Below are 19051 nucleotides of genomic sequence, written 5' to 3' on the forward strand. Positions count from 1 at the left end.
GTTGTGACCCGCTACAGCGCTCGGCATCACGGGCCGTGCGCTGGAGGCACCGTGCGGGGCGGTGCTGCTGGTGCGCCGCCGTCGGACATCGCGCCCTGTGGTGCGTCGCCGACCGCGGGGCTGCCCCCGGGGCCGGAGCTCTCATCCACAGCGGCTTCGCCGGATTGCACCGCTGTCGCCGTCCAAGCGGCGCAGTACAGCAGCAGCCTGGCCATGAGGTTGATCCACAGGACGACGGCGACCGGCACGGCAAAGGCTCCGTACATGCTCTTCGCCGCGACACCCTGCAAGTAGCCGGTCAGCAGAAACTTGAGCAGCTCGAAGCCGACGGCACCGATCAGGGCAGCGACCACGACCGCACGTCGGCCAGGATGGACCTGCGGCAGCCGGGTGAGCAGGTAGATCAACAGCAGAAAGTTGACCAGCAGGGCGATGGCCAGGCCCGCCACGAACAGCAGCGCCCGTCCTGCCCCTCCCTCGATCCCGACCGTGTCGGCGGCCCAGCCGACCGCAGCGTTCGCGAACACCGAACTGCCGATCGCGACCAGCCCGACCACGCCGAGACCGACCAGCACCCCGGTGTCCTTGATCCTGAGCAGGATCGGGTTTCCCGGGTCCTGCTCCTTCTCCCAAACCGCGCGCAGGCACCCGCGCAAGGAGCCGACCCAGTTGATGCCGATCACGAGCAGCAGCGCGCCTGCGATGAGCCCGACGGTTCCGGCGTGAGCGACGAGGTTGTCCAGGTCCAGCAGGTCGGAAAGGCCCGGCGCCTGGTCGGCGATCTTGTCCTGGAGTTTCCCGAGCTGGTCGTCGCTCAGCAGCTTGGCGCCGATGGCCGCCCCGACGGTTATCAGGGGGAAAAGCGCGATGAAACTGGTGAAGGTGATGGCGGCGGCGAGCTGGGCCCAGTGAACCGTGGCCAGCCGCTCGTACGATCGCCACACATGCGTACGCATCAGCCGTGCGATCACCGGAAGCCTTGTCAGCCATTCCATGAGGAACACCGCTCTCAGCGTACCCCCGGCAGGACAAGGGGTATCCACTCCTCGCACGGATCGAAGGTCCTGCGGGTTCGGCGTGCCGCGCACGGTTGCAGCCGGGACGGCCCGCTCAGAAGAGATCGTCACCGGGCAGGTCGGCGGCCTGACGGATCCAGCTCGCGAGGAGCTCCTCGTCGACCTCCTCGTCCTCGCGGATGTCGAGGTAGCGCACGCGCTCGTGCTTGGAGTCGCCCGGAGGGAGTGGATCCAACGACGAGCCGTTGAGCCAGGTCACCTTCACGTACTTCGTGAAGCAGTGGAGACCGAGGAACCACCCATTGCCTTCGATGCCGTAGAAGGGCGAGTTCCAGCGGACCGCCTTACGCACCCCCGGGACGGTCCGAACGACGAGGTCGTCCAGATGGCGGCCGACATCGCGTTTCCAGCCCGGCATCGCATCGATGTAGGCCTGGACAGGTCCGTCGCCGTCGCCCTTCGGAATCTGCGGATTGCCACCCGACAGCAGTCGCGGCTTCTCTGACGGCCGATGTGCCATGCGCCTCATTATACGGTCGTGATCAAATCCCGGCCTTTCAGGCGGGGTCCATTCCCCCGTCGCCGCCCTCCCCCGACGGAACCGACTCGTCGGGGTTCTCCGTCGAGGGCTCATCGGCATAGGTGGGGCGAGAGTGCTCGTCCGCGAAGTCGGGCTCCTCTTCCGGTTCCGGAGTCATGAATTCGTTTCCCTGATCGGACATGGCCCAATTCCTTCCTGGGATGGATGGTGTACGGCTCCATCGTTGCCCTCTCGGGTCCCGGCCGCGTACCCGTAGGCCTGAAGAACCACACGCTCCGACTTCGCCCCGGCGGCACCTGTGGGGTGAATTGCACGGCCGCCCGCGACGCTGCTGCCTCCTGGGCTCCACCTGGATGCTGTTTCGCGTTCCCGCCCGTGGTTACTCAGCTCCTATGAACCGATGGGACGAATCACCGGGCAGCGATGGGTCCGAACTCCGGAAGCGTTTCTTCTCGTCGTCCGCCGGCCCCGGCCGGTTCCTCGCGGCGATGGACCGCCTGGAGCGCCATCCACGCAACGACCGGGTGATCGACCGTGTCCAGCGGGCCGTGCACGGGCTTCCTCTGGGACGCGGCAGGGACTTCCTGCACGGCAGGTGGCTGGGACATCCCGTCCATCCCCTGCTGGTGCAGGTGCCGATCGGCAGCTGGTTCTCCGCGGCAGTGCTCGACCTGCTTCCCGGGCAGCGCCGTGGAGCACGTGTCTTGATCGGGGTGGGGCTCGCCGCGGTCCCCCCGGCGGCCGCGGCGGGCTGGGTCGACTGGGCCGACCTGCAGCGACAGCAGATGCGGGTGGGACTCGTCCACGCGGCGGCGAACATCACGGCCGTGGCGCTGTACGCGGGGTCGTTCACCGCCCGGACACAGGGTCGTACCCGACTGGGCAAGGCCCTCGGCTTCGCGGGGCTGGCGGCGGTCGCACTCGGAGGCACGCTCGGCGGCCACCTGGCCTACCGGCAGGCTTCGGGCGCCAACCACGCGGAAGCGGTGCCCCATCTCGTGAAGTCCGAGTGGCAGGAGATCGGCGTCGTCGCCGACTTCCCCGTCGGCCGAGCGGTCCGCCGGCACGTCGACGACGTGCCGGTCCTCGTGGTGCGGGAGAGCAGCAACACCGTGCACGTTCTCGCCGACGCGTGCAGTCACATGGGAGGTCCGCTCTCCGAAGGGACGATCAGCGACGGCTGCGTCCGTTGCCCCTGGCACGGCAGCGTGTTCCGGCTGGCCGACGGCTGGAACGTACGCGGCCCCGCGACGGCACCGCAGCCCGCCTTCGACACCCGCATCACCGACGGCCGCATCGAAGCACGCCTGCGGCGCCTGGAGTCGGACGCCGGACCGCACAGGACCGACGCCGCCTAGGACCTGGCCGAACCCCCGCCACGCCGGCCGCCCGGAAACCGGGTGCGGACCGGCTGGGCGGTGGTGTGTGATCGGGGGTATGGCGATGGTGATGGGCAAGCCGGGAATCGACGGGTTGAGCAAGGCTGTGGGCGTGCTGCGGGAGTGGCAGTACGAGGGGGCGCCGATGCAACTGCATCCGGGGGATCTGGGCTGGTTCTGGCGGACAGGTGCGGAAGCGACCGCCGCGGCGGTCAGGACCTGGAGCCGGGACGGACGGATTCTCGCCGTGGGGCTGCTGGACGGTCCCGGACTGCTGCGGCTGACGATCGCACCGGACGCTCTGCGGGACGAGGAACTGGCGCAGAAGCTGGTCGACGACGTGACCGAGCCCGAGCGCGGCGTGCTGCCCGAGGGGAAGGCGAACATCGAGGCGCCGACGGGTGCACTGGTCCAGGATCTGCTGTTCGAGGACGGCTGGGACGTCGACGAGCCGTGGACGCCGCTGCGCCGCGACCTCAGGGAGCCGGTGGCCGACCCGGGCGTGCGGATCGAGGTGGTCGGGCCGGAGCAGGCGCACGTGTTCGCCGCCGTACAACGGGCGGCGTTCGACGGGTCGAGGTTCACGGACGAGCGCTGGCACGCGATGGCGGCCGGATTGCCGTACGCCGACGCCCGGTGCCTGGTCGCGTACGACGACCAGGGCAACGCGGTAGCAGCGGTGACGGTGTGGTCGGCCGGTCCGGGGAAGCCCGGCTTGCTCGAGCCGATGGGCGTGCACCGGGAACATCGCGGTCACGGCTACGGCAAGGCGATCAGCGTCGCCGCGGCGGCCGCACTCCAGGCGCTGGGCTCGTCGAGCGCGCTCGTCTGCACCCCGAGCTCCAATGTCGGCGCCGTCGCCACCTACACATCAGCGGGCTTCCAGCAACGCCCCGAGGTCCGGGACCACTTCCGGGACGTATAGGCCGCGAATTCTCGATCACCGGTCGAGCGCGTCGTGACGCGCAGGCCGGTGTGACGACTGAAGATCAGCCGCCGCATCTCACCGTCGCGCGGGGGCGCGAGATCTCTGCGTACGCCCCGCTGCCCGCCTGACCGCTCACCCGAGGCCGCACCTGCGCCGATTCCTTGAGCCGTCACCCACGGAAAAACGTACGTGCGTACGGGATCTCGGCCGTGCCAGGATGGCGTCGGAAAGCGAGGTCTCGTGGACGAGTTGAGGCGATTCCGCCTGGCGCTGGTCGCGTGGGCGGCCGGCGGAGCGGGGGCGGATGCAGCGGCCGCCGTGGCGCGGGAGCTGGCCGGCGGTGTGCGGACGATCGTGCTCGTCGAGGGCAGCAGTGATCAGGTCGCACTCGATGCGCTGGCCACGCGGCACGGCCGCGACCTCGGCGCGGAGGGCGTCGCGGTGGTACCGCTCGGAGGTGCAACGAACATCGGGCGTTTCCTGGACGTATGCGGTCCTCCGGGGCTCAGCCTCCCCCTGGCGGGCCTCTGTGACATCGGCGAGGAGCGGCACTTCCGGCGCCATCTGGAGCGGGTCGGGCTCGGGTCCGGTCTCACGCACGCCGGGCTCGAGACCCTCAGGTTCCACACGTGCGTGGCCGACCTGGAGGACGAGCTGATCCGCGCCCTCGGGGCCGATGGAGTGCAGCAAGTGATCGAGGACCAGGGCGAGATGCGCCCCTTCCACACCTTCCAGGGCCAGCCGGCACAGCGGGAACGCCCCGTGGAGCACCAACTGCGGCGCTTCATGGGCACGCACAGCGGCCGCAAGGCGCTCTACGCGCAGGCGCTGATCGCACACCTGGACCTCGAGCGCGTTCCCCGGCCGCTGGAGCGCCTCCTCACGCACGTCTGAACTTGCTCGGTGGACGGCGTCACACCGGTGCGGGCGTGCGACGTTCCCGAATCGGGCCTCGGGTCCGTCGGAAACGGGGTCGTTCGTGGAAGTGAACAAAGCCGGCGCGGCGACACTTCGAGCGCCGGAGCGTCCACGCTCGGGGCCCCACGCTGGACCTGAGCGGCTCCGCCGGCCGGGCTGACAGTCGATTGCAACGACAGCTGGGGCCCCTCCGACAGGAGGGACCCGCCGCCATGGTCAGTCCGTGCCGCCGGCTCCGGTAGCCCCTGGTTCGCCGCCGCGGAGCAGGGCCGCCGCATGGACTGCTCCGCCGCAAGGGCGGGCCGTCGTGGCCGGAGGTCAGTCCGCGTACAAGATCAGGCACAGAGCCGCGAACGGCACGACGGACGCGCCGAGCAGCGTCAGCACTGCCGGGACCGCCGCCGTCAGCCGCTCCCTGCCCTTGCGCCGGCCCGAGCGGAACGCCACGCGGGCCAGGACGAGCGGCAATGCCAGGAGGGCGAGGAGGATCACCGGCACCGGGAGCCGGCTGAACGCGGTGGTGCCGGTGTCGGTGACCAAGTGCCAGGCCGTCGTGCCGAAAACGACTGCCGGTCCGGCCAGCAGGCCGAGCGAGAGGGCCGACGCCACGGCGACGATCAGTCCTTCGGTCAGCCGCTCGGCACGTGTGCGCTCCTGGCGCACTGCCGCAATTCCGCTGTTCCCCATGCTTCCCCCCAGGTGCCGCAGTTCGTGGCCCGCCGGTGCTCCGGTCGAGCCTCTCAGCCGTGGTCGGCAGGACGACAGCGCCAGATCGCTCCCAGGGCCGCGGACACGATGATCTCATGGACCCGTCGGCGTCCTCAGTGCCTCCGTACCGCTCGCGTCCGCTCCCCCAGCGACCCCTTCCGCGGTGGGCCTCGCGCCTACTCGGTGTGCGACTCGTCCTCACCAATGGGGACCCCGCGCAGGCGGTCGACGTGGGCCCCATGCTGGAAAGCGATGTGAACTCAGCCGCCCTGGCCGGGCTCACCGGCATCTGGCTGGACCGCGGCGTCGAGGCTGCATACCGAGCAGCATCGCCCAACGTACTGCGTGAGCAAAAACCGCACGTCAGAACGGTCGTTAACCGCTCACACCCTCGGCAGGACGCGGAGAAGCCCCGGATCCGGCAGCGGGGCGGGCTGTGTGCCGGATCCGGGGCGGCGGTGGCGCCTTCGGGGCGGGCTACTTGACGGCGCCCGCGGTGAGACCGCGGGTCAGGGAGCGCTGGAAGAGGAGGAAGAAGGCGATCATGGGGATCACGCCGAGGAGGGCCGCGGCGCTCATGGCGGTGGGGTCGCTGGTGTACTGGCCCTGCATGACGGACAGGCCGAGCGGAACGGTCTGGTTGTCGTTGGAGATGAGGAGGACGAGTGGGTAGAGGAACTCGTTCCAGCTCCAGACGAAGAAGAAGACGCACATCACCGACAGCGTGGGCCAGCTCATGGGCAGGACGATGCGCCACAGGATGGTCCATCGGCCGGCGCCGTCCATGGAGGCCGCTTCGACGAGTTCGCGGGGGAAGCTGCTGAACACCGAGGAGAGCAGGTAGGTGCCGAAGGCGCTGTAGGTGATGCCGACGAGGATGGTGTAGCCGAGCTTGCCGTCGTACAGGCCCATCTCCTTGAAGAGGTAGTAGATGGGGTAGACCAGGCCCTCCTGCGGCAGCACGTTGACGCCGAGGAAGAAGACGAGGAACGCGGTGCGCCGGCGGACGCGGCCGATACCGATGGCATAGGCGTTGAACAGGGCGAAGACGACAGCGATGAGGACGACGCCGAGGCTGATCTGGATGCTGTTGACGAGTTTCTGGGTGAAGTCGACGCGTTCCCAGACGTCGCTGATGATGCCCCAGTTCCACTGCTCGGGCCAGGACAGGGACCCGTTGGTGCGGTAGTCCGCACTGGTCTGGCACGGAAGCGCATGTTCGTCATGAGAGTTCCTTGGGTGTGCACGGGTAGGGCGGTGCGGGGGGGAGGCGTGGGGCCGTCCGGTTGGCGGTGGGGGCGTCAGGCGTTGCGGCGGTGGACGCGGGCTTCCCAGGGCTGCAGGGTGTGCGTGGCCCCGAGTGGTGTGGTCGCGGGAACGTTGGCGATGAGCGTCTCGCTGTGTTCCCAACCTTCGGGCAGGTCGACGGTGAGGTCGGTCGCGCCGAAGTTGGCGAGGACCAGCAGTTCGGTGCCGGATGCCGCATCGTGGCGGGTGAAGGCGTAGAGCTGTTCGTGGTCCGGGTGGAGCATGTGGAAGTCGCCGTGGGTGAGGGCGGGTTCGGAGTGCCGCAGGGTGATGAGGCGGCGGTAGTAGTGGAAGACGGAGTCGGGGTCAGCGAGCTGGGCCTTGGCGTTGACGCGGCGGTGGTCGGGGTTCACCGCGATCCACGGTGTACCGGTGGTGAAGCCGGCGTGCTGGGTGGTGTCCCACTGCATGGGGGTGCGGGCGTTGTCGCGGCTGCGGTGGCGCAGGCCGGCCAGGACGCTGCTCTCGTCGGCACCGAGGGCGGTCTGCTCGCGGTGGTGGTTGAGGGACTCGATGTCGCGGAAGTCCTCGATCGAGGTGAAGGGGGCGTTGGCCATGCCCAGTTCCTCGCCCTGGTAGACGTAGGGCGTGCCTCGGTGCAGGTGGAGCACGGTGGCCAGCAGCTTGGCCGAGCGGTCGCGGTAGGCGGTGCCGTCGTCGCCGAAGCGGGAGACGACACGCGGCTGGTCGTGGTTGTTCCAGTACAAGCTGTTCCAGCCCGTGTCGCCGAGGCCGGTCTGCCACCGTCCGAGGCTGGCTTTGAGGTCGGTCAGCTTCAGGGGCCGCACGTCGAACTTCCCTCCCGGGCCCTGGTCGAGGCCGACGTGCTCGAACTGGAAGACCATGTCGACCTCACGGCGGGCGGGGTCGGTGAAGAGCTTGGCGTCCTCGACGGTGACGCCCGGCATCTCACCGACCGTCAGCAGCCGGCGCGGGTGGTTCTCGAAGACCTCGCGGTGCATCTCGGCGAGGTACTCGTGGATGCGGGGGCCGCAGATGTAGTGGGGGCTGCCGTCCCCGTGGCGGCTGCCCTCGTGCACGACCCCGTCCGGCAGCCCGGGTGTCTTGGAGATCAGGTTGATGACGTCCATCCGGAAGCCGTCGACACCCCGGTCGAGCCACCAGCGCATCATGGCGTACACAGCCTGGCGGACGACCGGGTTCTCCCAGTTGAGGTCGGGCTGCTTACGGGAGAACAGGTGCAGGTAGTACTCGCCGCTCGTCTCGTCGTAGGTCCACGCGGGGCCGGAGAAGAAGGACCCCCAGTTGTTGGGCTCAGCGCCGGGCGTGCCCGGTTCCATGCCTTCGCGGGCGGGGCGCCAGATGTACCAGTCACGCTTGTCGCCGTGAGGGCCGCCGTCGCGCGAGGCGGTGAACCATGCGTGCTCGTCGGAGGTGTGGTTGACGACGAGGTCCATGACGAGCTTCAAGCCGCGCTCGTGGACCGCTGCGAGAAGGCGGTCGAAGTCGGCCAGGGACCCGAACAACGGGTCGATGTCCTGGTAGTCGCTGATGTCGTAGCCGTTGTCGTCGTGCGGGGAGGGATAGACGGGCGAGAGCCACAGAACGTCGACACCGAGCTCGGTGAGGTAGTCGAGGCGCTCGATGATGCCTTGCAGATCGCCGATGCCGTCCGCGTTCGAGTCGGCGAAGCTGCGCGGATAGATCTGATAGACCACCGCCTCGCTCCACCAGGAGTCGGCAGGACCGGCTTCGTTCACGGGCACGTCAGAACCTCATTGCGTTCGAGTGATTACTTCAAGTGACAACTGCGGGGTGTTCCGAGCCCGGTGTCGGGCTCTCCCGGCCGTTCGGGGTCAGGAGATGGCGGCGCCCACGGCGTCACGGATGACGAGGCAGGCCGCCCCGCGGGCCCACAGGTCGTGCCGGGCGGGGTCGACATGGATGTCGCAGTCACGGGCGGCCGTGGAGAATGCCTGAGCCTCCATGGCTGCGGTCATCGCCGGGCCGAACAGGTCGTAGGCGACCGCGCCCTCCCCGGCGATGATGATCTTCTGGAGGTTGAGCAGGTTGCACATGCCGGCGATTCCCCGCCCGAGGGCGGTACCGGCTTCGGTGAACGCGGAGCGGGCGACGGTGCGGGCCGAGCCGCCCTCACCGCGCGCGAGGTCGATGGCTTCGGCGATGTCGCCGCAGGGGATGCCGGCGTCCTGAAGATGGCGCAGGACGGCCCGGTCGCCGGCGAGGGCTTCGAGGCAGCCGCGGCGGCCACAGCTGCACATGGGGCCGGCAGGGTCGAGGGGCAAGTGGCCGAGCTCTCCGGCGAGTCCGGTGGCGCCCGAGTAGAGGGCACCGTCGAGAAGGAGACCGCAGCCGATGCCGGGGCCGACGGTCACCACGGCGAAGGAGTCGACGTCGCGGCCCTCGCCGAACCAGCGCTCTGCGACCACAAGGGTGTTGACGTCGTTGTTGACGACAACAGGCAGACCGGTAGCCGCCTGCAGCGGGCCGGCCACATCGACCTTGTTCCAGTCGAGGAGTGCGGAGTAGCGGCAGGTTCCGGCTGCTGAGTCGACGTGACCGCTGACCCCGACGCCGACCCCCAGCACCCTGTCCGCCGCCTCGGGCGCCTCGGCGAGGAGCCTGCCGGTCAGACAAGCCGCGGCGGACAGGGCCGTTTCGGGAGTGCAGTCGGCGATGGGCTCTTCGGCGCGGGCCAGCACGTTGGCCGCCATGTCGGTGACCACCCCGGAGACCTGTGCAGGACCGATCTTCATGCCCACGACGAGGTGCTTGTCAGGGTTGACGTGCAGCATCTTCTGCGGTCGTCCCCTGCCCTGCGGAGCGGTGTCGCTCTCCCGCAGGTAGTCGTGCTCGAGAAGCGGCGGCAGCATCCGGGTCACCGAGGACGGCACGAGACCCAGGCGCTGGGCGAGCTGGGTGCGCGAGATGGGCCCCGCGGTGAGCACGGTCGCGAAGATCTCCGCACGGGTCTGCTCACTGACAAGCTCCGAGAATCGGATCTTGGACGGGCTCATCACGGGTTCCTCCACGTAGGGGTCGGGTCAGGGCCGGTGCGTACGCCCCATGGTCATCGAACCGGATACGGCCGAGGTCGTACGCCGGGGAGGCTGCACCCACTGCCGTAGGGGGCCGGGGAATTCGCCATCGTTCCTCCTTCTCCGTCACCGCCGGCGCGGGCGGCCGGCTGCTCATGACGGGAGTGTGTCGCCCCTGGTTTTAGTGCGTCAAGAAAAAAACAGCGCGTTACATAACCGTGATGAGGGCCTACGCGTGACCAAGATTTGCTTTTCATCCCACTTTGACCGTTGCCTCATGGCTTCCGCCCACACTTCCTGGCGAGAATCTTGTTCATTTCGTTGACACGAGGAAGAAATGACGGGACGTTATCCGGCGACCGGGCGCACCGTGGCCATGGACCACGGACACGGCCGGCTTTCCACGGCACCTGCGGGCAGCGACCCGCAGAACCGGCGGGCACCCGCGCCGGGCGCATCGCCGCTGTTTCGGACAGTGCGCAACTGCAGACCTGGTGGCACGACAATCACGAGTTCAACACCAGCAGCCCCGTGGCGGGCGACAAGGTGCGGCGCTCCTCGTTCTACGACGTCAAGGTCGCCACCGCCGAAGCGCCGACAACGAGATACGACTCGTTCGCCTACATGAGCATTCCTCGCAGCGGCAAGGGGAAGATCGGCTACACCAAGGAGGACGGCGCCGAGTTCGCCTCGTCGGCGAACCTCACCATGAGCTGGTCGTCCTTCCAGTACACGACCGACGTGTGGGTCGACGTCTCACTGCGCACCGATCAGAGCATCTCCTCGGCCGACCAGGTCAAGCTCAAGCCGAGCAGCCTGAACTTCGCCAAGGAGCCCGTCAACAGCAAGACGGTCCGCATCAAGGTGCCCTACGACGCCAAGGGCCACCGGTTCTCGGTCGAGTTCGACCCGCAGCTGTACACCGCCTACAACGACATGTCGGGCCCCGCGAACGACGCCGGCACGTTGACCACGAGTGACGGTGGCGGCAACCGGGCCATCCACACCGAGCCACGCAACTCCATGATGATCTTCGCCGAGCCGGCGTCCACCGGAACGGAGAAGGAGCGGCTGATCCCCACAGCCGCGTCGGCGCGCATCCACTACCCGGAGCCTGGTCAGGTCGGTGATCCCCCGACACGCGAAGGAAGAACACCATGAACCTCGCACCCGCAACACCGTTACGCCGTACGGCCGTGAGCGCCGGAGTGCTGGCCACCGGCCTGCTCTGCCTGCTTCCGCCGGCACCGACGGCCTCCGCGCACGGCACGGTCATCGCCCCTGAGACCCGCAACTACGGCTGCTTGCAGCGGTGGGGCTACAGCGAGCCGAACGAGGCCCAGGACCCCATGTGCTACCGCACCTACCACGAGAACCCGAACGCCATCGGTGCGTGGAAGGCCGTCTACGCCAACAACACCGGGGACAACTACAAGCAGGTCTTCCCCGATGGCCAGATCTGCAGCGCCGGCGGCCAGGGCGAGACCAACTACCGCCCTCTCGACCGCCCCGGCCCGTGGCGCACCACCGACATCGGCTCCGACTTCACCGTCGACCTCTACGACGAGGCACGGCACGGCGCGGACTGGCTCGAGGTCTACGTCACCAAGCAAGGGTTCGACCCGGAATACCAGCTGATCGGCTGGGACGACCTCGAGCTGGTGAAGAAGACCGGCCGCTACCCCTACCAGGCGCACTACACCACGGACGTCAGCACGTCCGGGTACAGCGGAAGGCACGTCGTGGTGACCGTCTGGAAGGCGTCGCACATGGACCAGAAGTACTTCCTGTGCAGTGACGTCACCTTCGTCTAGAGGCACCGAGGACCGACCGGGCCCCGCGGGACGTCGTGTCTCCCGCGGGGCCCACCACCCGCTTTCGGGCACAGGGTGGGACCAGGGCCCCTGCTTTCTGCTCGCCGCCTCGGAGACGGCCATCGGGCTCGTGTTCCCTCACCGGCTTCCGCTCGCACTGCCATGACACATTCGGACCGACGAGCAGGAGCCGCCGTGCGAGGACCGGCCCGTCGCGCTGCGACGTCCGGTCACCCCGGCTACCGTCGGTAGTTGTGTCACCCGCACATGCGCGGGTGACACCGGCACAAGCACGGAGGCCGCCATGCGGGATCTGTTCATCGGTGGTGCCTGGACCGCCGCGGCCGAAGGCGGGACGCGGGAGATCCGCTGCCCTGCCGACGGCTCGCTCGTGGCGACGGTCGACGAGGCGGGGCCCAAGGATGCCGCCGCAGCGATCGCCGCCGCCCGTGAAGCATTCGACCGCGGCCCCTGGCCGCGTACCCCCGCGGCCGAACGTGGAGCCATACTGCTGCGCACCGCCGAGCTGCTGGCGCGCGACAAGGACGCATTCGCCCGTGCGGAATCCCTCGACACGGGCAAGCGGCTCGTCGAGAGCGCCTACGACATGGACGACATCGCCAACTGCTTCCGCTACTTCGGCAACCTGGTCGCGGCCGGCGGCGGCGACCGGGTGGTCGACACCGGGGACCCGGGCGTCGACAGCAGGGTCGTCCACGAGCCGGTGGGCGTCTGCGCACTGATCACGCCGTGGAACTATCCGCTGCTGCAGACCGCGTGGAAGGTGGCGCCCGCGCTCGCGGCCGGCAACACGTTCGTGCTGAAGCCCAGCGAACTGACCCCGCACACCGCCGTGATGCTGATGCGGCTGCTCACCGAGGCCGGTCTGCCCGATGGGACCGCCAACCTGCTGCTCGGCGCCGGGCCGGCCGTCGGTGCGCCCCTTACCGAGGATCCTCGCGTCGACCTTGTGTCGTTCACAGGAGGGCTGGTCACCGGGCGGCGCATCATGGCGGCAGCCGCCCCGACGGTGAAGAAGGTGGCCTTGGAACTCGGCGGCAAGAATCCCAACATCGTCTTCGCCGACGCGAACTTCGAAGCGGCGGTCGACCACGCCCTGATGGCGGTGTTCCTGCACTCGGGCCAGGTCTGCTCGGCCGGCGCACGGCTGCTGGTGCAGGACGAGCTGCACGACTCGTTCGTCGCCGAGATCGTCGATCGGGCGCAGCGTATCCCCCTCGGCGGTCCCTTCGACGAGAACGCCCGCACGGGCCCGCTGATCTCCGCCGCGCACCGCGAAAAGATCGAGGCGTACGTGGCCGCCGGGCTCGCCGAGGGCGCCGTGCTGCGCTGCGGCGGCGAGCGCCCGCAGCAACCCGAGCTTCAGAACGGCTTCTACTACCTGCCGACCGTCCTGGACGAATGCCACGCGGACATGTCCGTGATCCGCGACGAATCCTTCGGCCCGGTACTGACCGTCGAGCGGTTCCGCGACGAGGACGAGGCGGTGGCGCTGGCGAACAGCACCGTCTACGGGCTGGCGGGTGCGGTGTGGACCGAGGACACCGACCGCGGGCACCGGGTCGCCTCGCGCGTCCGGGCCGGCACGCTGTGGATCAACGACTTCCATCCCTACGTCCCTCAGGCCGAGTGGGGCGGCATGAAGCAGTCCGGCTTCGGCCGCGAGCTGGGCCCGGCGGGGCTCGCCGAGTACCAGGAAGCAAAACACGTCTGGCGGAGGCTCTCGCCCGCTCCGCAGAGGTGGTTCTCGTGACCACCGGGCCGGGCGCCGCCGGCGGACGGGAAGCGGTGCAGGGCGACGACTCCCTCGCCGAGATGGGATACCGGCCGGAACTGAAGCGCACGCTCGGCAACTTCCACACGTTCGCCGCCGGTATCAGCTACATCTCGATCCTCACCGGCACCTTCCAGCTGTTCTACTTCGGCGTCAGCTTCGGCGGGCCGGCCTACTGGTGGTCCTGGCCCATGGTGTTCACCGGCCAGCTGATGGTGGCGCTGTGCTTCTGCGAGCTGGCGGCGCGCTACCCGGTCGCGGGCTCGGTCTACAACTGGGCGAAGAAGATGGGCGGCCCGCATGTGGGCTGGCTCGGCGGCTGGATGATGATGACCGCCACCATGGTGACTCTTTCGGCCGTCGCCCTTGCCTACCAGATCACGCTGCCGCAGATCGACGACTGGTTCCAGTTCGTCGGCGACGGCAGCAAGCCGGGCGACGCGGCCGCCAACGCGGTCCTGCTGGGCACCGTCCTGATCCTCTTCTCCACGCTCGTCAACGCGTTCGGTGTACAGCTGATGGCGCGGATCAACTCGGCCGGTGTCTTCATCGAGCTGATCGCGGCCGTCGCCCTGATCGTCTTCCTCGCGGCGCACATCACCCGTGGCCCGAGCAGCGTGCTCACCGAGACGTACGGGCTGGGCAGCGGGTCGAGCCTCGGCTACTTCGGCGCTTTCCTCACGGCTTCGCTGGCGTCGGCCTACGTGATGTACGGCTTCGACACCGCCTCGTCGCTCGGCGAGGAATCTCACGACCCGGGGCGCAACGCCCCACGCGCGATCCTGCGGGCACTGATCGCCTCGTTCCTCATCGGCGGCTTCATCCTGCTGTTCGCGCTGATGGCCGTGCCCGATCTGCACGCGAAGGAGCTGTCCACCGGCGGACTCCAGTACGTGGTGCTCGAGACCCTCGGGCCGACGATCGGCGAGATCTTCCTGTGGTGCGTCGTCGTCGCCATCACGGTGTGCGTGCTGGCCGTGCACGCCGCCGGCATCCGGCTGATGTTCGCGATGGCCAGGGACAACAACCTGCCGGCCGGTTCGGTGCTCGCCAAAGTCAGTCCCCGCTTCCAGACGCCGGTCATCCCAGCGGTACTGATCGGCACTGTCGGCGTGATCATCCTGGTCGTCAACATCGACCAGCCGCAGATCTTCTCGGTGATCACCAGCATCGCGATCATCATGATCTACGTCGCGTACCTGCTGGTGACGGTGCCGATGCTGATCCAGCGACTGCGCGGCAAGTGGCACGCGCAGGAGGGCCGGTTCTCGCTCGGCCGCTTCGGCCTGCCGATCAACGTCCTCGCCGTGCTGTGGGGGGCTGCGATGTCGCTGAACCTGGCCTGGCCACGCGCCGAGGTCTACAACGCGACGGGTCCCCAGCACTGGTACCTGCGCTGGGGGGCGTTCCTTTTCATCGGCATCGTGGCCGCCGGCGGCTTTGCCTACTACTGGTTCGTGCAACGGCACCGCACGGGCGTGCTGGCGGAGCACCGGGCCGAGGTCCCCTGAACCCGGCCGCCGCCGGTCCTCGTACCGGAGAGACATGCCCGTATGTCGTGGTCGGCGGCGGCACCGCCGAGTCGTCGTCGCGGCGCCGCTGACGGAGGACCCGGACGTCACTGTCTGCGTCGTCGACGAGGACTCCCGGCGTACCGGCGCCGGGTGGCCCCGCAGTCGCCGGTGACCCGCTCCTGGTCGCTGCCATCGGCGTGCCTCACCGCTGGAGGGCTCGTCAGCGTCATCCTTGACCATGGACAACCGCGAAGCGACATGGAACAGCACCGACACTCTCGGCCTCGAGATCCGAACGGACGCTACCGGCACCGTCGCCATGAGGATTCTGGGCTGGGAGGGCGTACTCCCCCTCTCCGTCATTCGTCTGACGACGACCGCGGTCATGGCTGCGGCCCGCCAACCAGCGGGCGGCGATCTCGAACTGCAAGGCTCGAGACCGCAGGGCTGAGCATTCCGACGGCCCGGTGGCCCCGTAGGACGCCGTGGACCGGGACGCCGATCTCATCCGCGAGTCCGTCGACGGGCCGGTGGGCGAGGATCCCCCGCGATGACGCCACGGCGGCACGTCCTTCGCGGCTCTGGCCGGGTCCGATGCGCACGCCCACGGGACCTGCCCACGGTCAATGACCGGCGGCGGACCGCCTCGATGCTGTGTGCCGGGCCTGGGCCGCGTGGAGGACCGGTCCGCACACGCGAGAGCCCCCCACCGGTGCGCGGTGCGGGGTTCTCGGTCGGGGAAGCACCAGGTCGCTACGGGTCCGTGGCATCCGGGGAGTCGAGGGCGATGGCTCCGGCGGGGCAGAGGCCGACGGCCATCCGGGCTGTGGCCCGGTGCTCGGGGGCCGGCGCGGGCTGCAGGAGCACCACCAAGCCTTCCTCGTCGTCCTGGTCGAAGACCTCCGGAGCCGTCAGGGCGCACATGCCTGCGCCTGCGCAGCGGTCACGGTCGACGTCGAGACGCAGCGGCTCTCGTGGGTCGCTCATGGACTACTCCTTGTCCCAGGTGACCGGCAGGCTGATCACGCCGTAGATGTTGGAGCGGTCGCGCAGCGGCACCTCCCGCGGCGGCACCGCGAGGCGCAGGGTGGGGAAGCGGGCGAAGAGCGCCGGGATCGCGACGGTCATCTCGACGCGGGCGAGCTGCTGGCCGAGGCACTGGTGCGCGCCGTGGCCGAACGCCAGGTGCCCGGCGGCCTTGCGGCGGATGTCGAGCCGGTCGGGGTCGGGGAACTTGCGCGGGTCGCGGTTGACGGCCTGCACGGAAACGGTCACCGTCTCGCCCGCCCTGATGAGCCGGCCGTCCACCTCGACGTCCTCGAGCGCCGCTCGCGGCAGCGGGTCGGCGACGCTGAGGTAACGCAGCAGCTCCTCCACGGTCTGTCCGGCGAGTGCGGGGTCGGCGCGCAGGGCTTCGAGTTGGCCGGGGTTGCTCAGCAGGGCGAAGGTGCCGAGGGCGAGCATGTTCGCGGTGGTGTCGAGCCCGGCGGCGAGCAGCAGCCCGCCGATCCCGGCCAGCTCCTCGTCGGTGAGGTCGGAGGTGGTCAGATCGCTGAGCAGGTCGTCGGTGGGATCGGCGCGCTTGGCGAGGACCAGTTCGTTCAGGTATTGGAGCAGCGCCATGTAGGCCCCGCCCTTGGCCTTTGCGTCCGCCGTCTGGTCGAAGAGGGTCGCCACCTCGGTCTGGAAGCGCTCCCGGTCGGCGTACGGCACGCCGAGCAGCTCGCAGATCATGAGCGCGGGTACGGGCTGCGCAAACGCCGTCACCAGGTCGGCGGTGGGTCCGGCCTGCTCCATGGAGTCCAGGCACTCGGTGGTGAACCGTTCGACGCGCTCCGTGAGTTGACGCATGCGGCGTACGGTGAATCTACCGGTGAGCAGGCGCCGGTAGCGGGTGTGCTCGGGGGCGTCGAGGCCGATGATGTCGCCGACCGGCGCCGGCGGTAACTCTCCCGACACGCCCTCCATCGGCACCGGCAGGTGCAGGAGTTCGTAGCGTGAGCTGAAGCGCGGATCGGCCAGGATCGCGCGGGCGGCGGCGTGTCCCGTGACCAGCCAACCTATGTGTCCGTCGGCGTACCGCATGCGGCGCACCGGTCGGTCGCTCAGCGCGGTGAGTTCGGCGGGCGGGTCGAAGGGGCAGCCGGTGCGCCGGTCGGTGGGCAGGGTGGGCAGCTCTGCGGCGGTGGTGTCGGCGGCCGTCGGGTCGTGCGACATGGGTTCCTCCTGCGATCGTCGGGCGGGGTGCCGGTGGTGCGAGGCGGTGAGAAGGCCTGGGGGTGGCGGTTACCGCTTGATGCCGGCCCTGAAGGTCCGGCGCGCCCACACGTAACCGACCAGGGAGAGCGCCACGCACCAGGCGAGGCCGACGACCGCGCTGGAGCCGATCCCGGTGCCGAGCCACAGACCGCGCAGGGTCTCGATGATCGGGGTGAAGGGCTGGTACTCGGCGAACCAGCGCAGGCCGGTGGGCATCGACTCGGTCGGCACGATGGCGCTGCCGACGAACGGCAGGAACGTCAGCGGCATCGGGATGTTGCTGGCGGTCTCCACGTTCTTGGCGACCAGGCCGATGCCGGCGGAGATCCAGGTGAGCGCGAGCGTGAGGAGGGTGAGCAGGCCGATGGCGGCGACCCACTCGACGGGCGTCGCGCTGGGGCGGAATCCCATCAGGAGGGCGACGGCGATGACGAGCGTGATGCTGGCCATCGTCTGGATGACACTGCCCACGACATGGCCGGTCAGGAAGGAGGCGTGGGAGATCGGCATCGTACGGAAGCGGTTGACGATGCCCTCGGTCTTGTCGACGCACACGCTGATCGCGGTGGTGAGGGCGCCGGAGGTGGCGGCCATCAGGATGATGCCGGGCGCCAGGTAGTCGATGTAGTCGCCGCTGCCGGTGGGCAGTCCGCTGATGCCGTTGCCCAGGGCGCTGCCGAAGACGTAGTTGAACAGCAGCAGCATCACCAGGGGCATCGCGACGACGGTGACCGTCAGGGACGGGTAGCGCAGCGCCTTCTTGAGGTTGCGCCGCAGCATCGTCCTGGAGTCTCTCGCGGCGTAGGACATGGTGGCCATCAGGCGTTCTCCTTGGGCGATGCGACGGTGCCGGCGGGGCGGGGCCGGCCGGTGAGGGTCAGGAAGACGTCGTCGAGGTCGGGGGTGTGCACGGTGAGCGACTCGGCCTGGACGGCGGTGGCCTCCAGGGTGTGGAGGACGGCCCGCAGATCGGCCACGGATCCGTCGCTGGGGATCTCCAGGGTGAGGGAGTCCTCGTCGCGCGTCGCGATACCGAAGATGCCCGCGGCGGCGTCCAGACTCCGGGCGTCGGCGAACCGCACACGGATGTGGCCGCCGGGAATGCGCTGCTTCAGCTCGTCGGCGGTGCCCTCGGCGATCAGGCGGCCGTGGTCCAACACCGCGATGCGGTCGGCGAGTTGATCGGCCTCTTCGAGGTACTGGGTGGTCAGGAAGATGGTCACGCCGTCGTCGGCGACGAGGTCGCGGATGATCTCCCACATGGTGCGCCTGCTGCGCGGGTCGAGTCCGGTGGTGGGCTCGTCGAGGAAGATGATCCGCGGATCGCCGATCAGGGTCATCGCCAGGTCGAGCTTGCGCCGCATGCCGCCGGAGAAGGTGACGGTGGTCTTGCCCGCCACCTCGGACAGGTCGAAGCGGCGCAGCAGGTCCTTGGCCCGCCGCTTGCCCTCGCTCCGGTCCAGGTGGTGCAGATCCGCCATGAGGAGGAGGTTCTCCTCGGCGGTCAGCAGATTGTCGACGGCCGAGAACTGGCCGGTGACGCCGATCACGGAGCGCACCGCGTCGGCGGCCCTCGTCAGATGGCGCCCCGCGACCCAGGCTTCGCCCGCGTCGGCGTCGATGAGCGTGGAGAGGATCTCCACGGTGGTGGTCTTGCCGGCGCCGTTGGGACCGAGCAGAGCGAAGACGGTGCCTTCGGCGATGTTCAGGTCGATGCCGTCAAGCACGAGCTTGTCGCCATAGGACTTACGCAGTCCGGTGGCGGTGATCGCCGGGGCCGGCGCGTTCGCGGCGATCGGCGCGGACGTCTGTGTGGCAGTCATGCCGCATTCCTTTCAGGGGGTGAGGAGT

General features: G+C 69.2%; 19 protein-coding genes. 8 read left to right on the forward strand and 11 right to left on the reverse strand.

Going from position 1 to position 19051, the window contains the following annotated elements:
- Positions 1 to 26: 26 nt before the first annotated feature.
- The 3 genes from ACIPJI_RS24045 to ACIPJI_RS24055 form a co-directional block, all read right to left on the reverse strand.
- Positions 27 to 995: a YihY/virulence factor BrkB family protein gene (locus tag ACIPJI_RS24045; RefSeq protein WP_356623778.1), complete on the reverse strand. Its 969-nt coding sequence runs from the start codon at positions 993 to 995 to the stop codon at positions 27 to 29.
- Positions 996 to 1110: 115 nt separating this feature from the next.
- Complete coding sequence (locus tag ACIPJI_RS24050; protein ID WP_356623705.1) at positions 1111 to 1536, reverse strand: DUF1801 domain-containing protein; 426 nt, start codon at positions 1534 to 1536, stop codon at positions 1111 to 1113.
- A 37-nt stretch (positions 1537 to 1573) separates the two neighbouring features.
- Positions 1574 to 1738, reverse strand: coding sequence for a hypothetical protein (locus ACIPJI_RS24055; protein ID WP_356623706.1), 165 nt, complete (start codon positions 1736 to 1738; stop codon positions 1574 to 1576).
- A 307-nt stretch (positions 1739 to 2045) separates the two neighbouring features.
- Between ACIPJI_RS24055 and ACIPJI_RS24060 the strand changes: the two genes are divergently transcribed.
- The 3 genes from ACIPJI_RS24060 (at position 2046) to ACIPJI_RS24070 (ending at position 4758) form a co-directional block, all read left to right on the forward strand.
- The gene (locus tag ACIPJI_RS24060; RefSeq protein WP_402248770.1) at positions 2046 to 2915 is read left to right on the forward strand and encodes a Rieske 2Fe-2S domain-containing protein; all 870 of its coding nucleotides are present in this window, start codon (positions 2046 to 2048) and stop codon (positions 2913 to 2915) included.
- Positions 2916 to 2994: 79 nt separating this feature from the next.
- Positions 2995 to 3861 (forward strand): GNAT family N-acetyltransferase, encoded by an 867-nt coding sequence (locus ACIPJI_RS24065; protein WP_402248689.1) that lies wholly within the window; start codon positions 2995 to 2997, stop codon positions 3859 to 3861.
- A 243-nt stretch (positions 3862 to 4104) separates the two neighbouring features.
- Positions 4105 to 4758, forward strand: a complete 654-nt coding sequence (locus ACIPJI_RS24070) for a TOPRIM nucleotidyl transferase/hydrolase domain-containing protein (protein ID WP_402248691.1) — start codon at positions 4105 to 4107, stop codon at positions 4756 to 4758.
- A 342-nt stretch (positions 4759 to 5100) separates the two neighbouring features.
- Here the strand turns inward: ACIPJI_RS24070 and ACIPJI_RS24075 are convergent, their stop codons facing one another.
- From ACIPJI_RS24075 to ACIPJI_RS24090, 4 genes are all read right to left on the reverse strand, one after another.
- A complete protein-coding gene (locus ACIPJI_RS24075) occupies positions 5101 to 5469 on the reverse strand; it encodes a hypothetical protein (RefSeq protein ID WP_402248692.1) in 369 nt (122 codons plus the stop codon).
- 498 nt (positions 5470 to 5967) lie between these two features.
- Positions 5968 to 6900, reverse strand: coding sequence for a carbohydrate ABC transporter permease (locus ACIPJI_RS24080; protein WP_402248694.1), 933 nt, complete (start codon positions 6898 to 6900; stop codon positions 5968 to 5970).
- Positions 6792 to 8525 carry an alpha-glucosidase gene (locus ACIPJI_RS24085; RefSeq protein ID WP_402248696.1) on the reverse strand — a complete coding sequence of 578 codons (1734 nt, stop codon included), beginning with the start codon at positions 8523 to 8525 and terminating at the stop codon, positions 6792 to 6794. The genes ACIPJI_RS24080 and ACIPJI_RS24085 overlap by 109 nt, the downstream gene beginning before the upstream one ends.
- 90 nt (positions 8526 to 8615) lie before the next feature.
- Positions 8616 to 9797, reverse strand: coding sequence for an ROK family protein (locus ACIPJI_RS24090; protein ID WP_402248698.1), 1182 nt, complete (start codon positions 9795 to 9797; stop codon positions 8616 to 8618).
- Positions 9798 to 10139: 342 nt separating this feature from the next.
- On the opposite strand from ACIPJI_RS24090, the gene ACIPJI_RS24095 reads away from it, so the two are divergent.
- The 5 genes from ACIPJI_RS24095 (at position 10140) to ACIPJI_RS24115 (ending at position 15392) form a co-directional block, all read left to right on the forward strand.
- A complete protein-coding gene (locus tag ACIPJI_RS24095; RefSeq protein ID WP_402248700.1) occupies positions 10140 to 10979 on the forward strand; it encodes a hypothetical protein in 840 nt (279 codons plus the stop codon).
- Positions 10976 to 11632, forward strand: a complete 657-nt coding sequence (locus ACIPJI_RS24100; protein WP_402248702.1) for a lytic polysaccharide monooxygenase — start codon at positions 10976 to 10978, stop codon at positions 11630 to 11632. The genes ACIPJI_RS24095 and ACIPJI_RS24100 overlap by 4 nt, the downstream gene beginning before the upstream one ends.
- A 304-nt stretch (positions 11633 to 11936) precedes the next feature.
- The gene (locus ACIPJI_RS24105) at positions 11937 to 13406 is read left to right on the forward strand and encodes an aldehyde dehydrogenase family protein (RefSeq protein ID WP_402248704.1); all 1470 of its coding nucleotides are present in this window, start codon (positions 11937 to 11939) and stop codon (positions 13404 to 13406) included.
- Positions 13403 to 14938, forward strand: coding sequence for an APC family permease (locus tag ACIPJI_RS24110; RefSeq protein ID WP_307709871.1), 1536 nt, complete (start codon positions 13403 to 13405; stop codon positions 14936 to 14938). The genes ACIPJI_RS24105 and ACIPJI_RS24110 overlap by 4 nt, the downstream gene beginning before the upstream one ends.
- A gap of 241 nt (positions 14939 to 15179) precedes the next feature.
- Positions 15180 to 15392 carry a hypothetical protein gene (locus tag ACIPJI_RS24115; RefSeq protein ID WP_307709870.1) on the forward strand — a complete coding sequence of 71 codons (213 nt, stop codon included), beginning with the start codon at positions 15180 to 15182 and terminating at the stop codon, positions 15390 to 15392.
- A gap of 302 nt (positions 15393 to 15694) precedes the next feature.
- Here ACIPJI_RS24115 and ACIPJI_RS24120 read toward each other — a convergent pair whose 3' ends face one another.
- The 4 genes from ACIPJI_RS24120 to ACIPJI_RS24135 all read right to left on the reverse strand — a co-directional run bounded on the left by ACIPJI_RS24120 (position 15695) and on the right by ACIPJI_RS24135 (position 19023).
- Positions 15695 to 15928 (reverse strand): ferredoxin, encoded by a 234-nt coding sequence (locus ACIPJI_RS24120; RefSeq protein ID WP_307709869.1) that lies wholly within the window; start codon positions 15926 to 15928, stop codon positions 15695 to 15697.
- A 3-nt stretch (positions 15929 to 15931) separates the two neighbouring features.
- Positions 15932 to 17158: a cytochrome P450 gene (locus tag ACIPJI_RS24125; RefSeq protein ID WP_402248706.1), complete on the reverse strand. Its 1227-nt coding sequence runs from the start codon at positions 17156 to 17158 to the stop codon at positions 15932 to 15934.
- Between the two features lie 69 nt (positions 17159 to 17227).
- Positions 17228 to 18019 carry an ABC transporter permease gene (locus tag ACIPJI_RS24130; protein WP_402248708.1) on the reverse strand — a complete coding sequence of 264 codons (792 nt, stop codon included), beginning with the start codon at positions 18017 to 18019 and terminating at the stop codon, positions 17228 to 17230.
- The gene (locus tag ACIPJI_RS24135) at positions 18019 to 19023 is read right to left on the reverse strand and encodes an ATP-binding cassette domain-containing protein (protein WP_402248710.1); all 1005 of its coding nucleotides are present in this window, start codon (positions 19021 to 19023) and stop codon (positions 18019 to 18021) included. Before ACIPJI_RS24135 ends, ACIPJI_RS24130 begins: the two co-directional genes overlap by 1 nt.
- Between the last annotated feature and the right edge of the window lie 28 nt (positions 19024 to 19051).

Origin of the sequence: Streptomyces sp. NPDC086835 (genome assembly GCF_044745705.1) — a bacterium.
GTDB lineage: Bacteria > Actinomycetota > Actinomycetes > Streptomycetales > Streptomycetaceae > Streptomyces.

Bases quoted from the DNA above. Each gene is read 5' to 3' on its own strand.
- ACIPJI_RS24090 (WP_402248698.1), bottom strand. From the start codon at position 9,797: ATGAGCCCGTCCAAGATCCGATTCTCGGAGCTTGTCAGTGAGCAGACC.
- ACIPJI_RS24075 (WP_402248692.1), bottom strand. From the start codon at position 5,469: ATGGGGAACAGCGGAATTGCGGCAGTGCGCCAGGAGCGCACACGTGCC.
- ACIPJI_RS24050 (WP_356623705.1), bottom strand. From the start codon at position 1,536: ATGGCACATCGGCCGTCAGAGAAGCCGCGACTGCTGTCGGGTGGCAAT.
- ACIPJI_RS24130 (WP_402248708.1), bottom strand. From the start codon at position 18,019: ATGGCCACCATGTCCTACGCCGCGAGAGACTCCAGGACGATGCTGCGG.
- ACIPJI_RS24125 (WP_402248706.1), bottom strand. From the start codon at position 17,158: ATGTCGCACGACCCGACGGCCGCCGACACCACCGCCGCAGAGCTGCCC.
- ACIPJI_RS24060 (WP_402248770.1), top strand. From the start codon at position 2,046: ATGGACCGCCTGGAGCGCCATCCACGCAACGACCGGGTGATCGACCGT.
- ACIPJI_RS24100 (WP_402248702.1), top strand. From the start codon at position 10,976: ATGAACCTCGCACCCGCAACACCGTTACGCCGTACGGCCGTGAGCGCC.
- ACIPJI_RS24120 (WP_307709869.1), bottom strand. From the start codon at position 15,928: ATGAGCGACCCACGAGAGCCGCTGCGTCTCGACGTCGACCGTGACCGC.
- ACIPJI_RS24045 (WP_356623778.1), bottom strand. From the start codon at position 995: ATGGAATGGCTGACAAGGCTTCCGGTGATCGCACGGCTGATGCGTACG.
- ACIPJI_RS24065 (WP_402248689.1), top strand. From the start codon at position 2,995: ATGGCGATGGTGATGGGCAAGCCGGGAATCGACGGGTTGAGCAAGGCT.
- ACIPJI_RS24115 (WP_307709870.1), top strand. From the start codon at position 15,180: ATGGACAACCGCGAAGCGACATGGAACAGCACCGACACTCTCGGCCTC.
- ACIPJI_RS24105 (WP_402248704.1), top strand. From the start codon at position 11,937: ATGCGGGATCTGTTCATCGGTGGTGCCTGGACCGCCGCGGCCGAAGGC.
- ACIPJI_RS24055 (WP_356623706.1), bottom strand. From the start codon at position 1,738: ATGTCCGATCAGGGAAACGAATTCATGACTCCGGAACCGGAAGAGGAG.
- ACIPJI_RS24135 (WP_402248710.1), bottom strand. From the start codon at position 19,023: ATGACTGCCACACAGACGTCCGCGCCGATCGCCGCGAACGCGCCGGCC.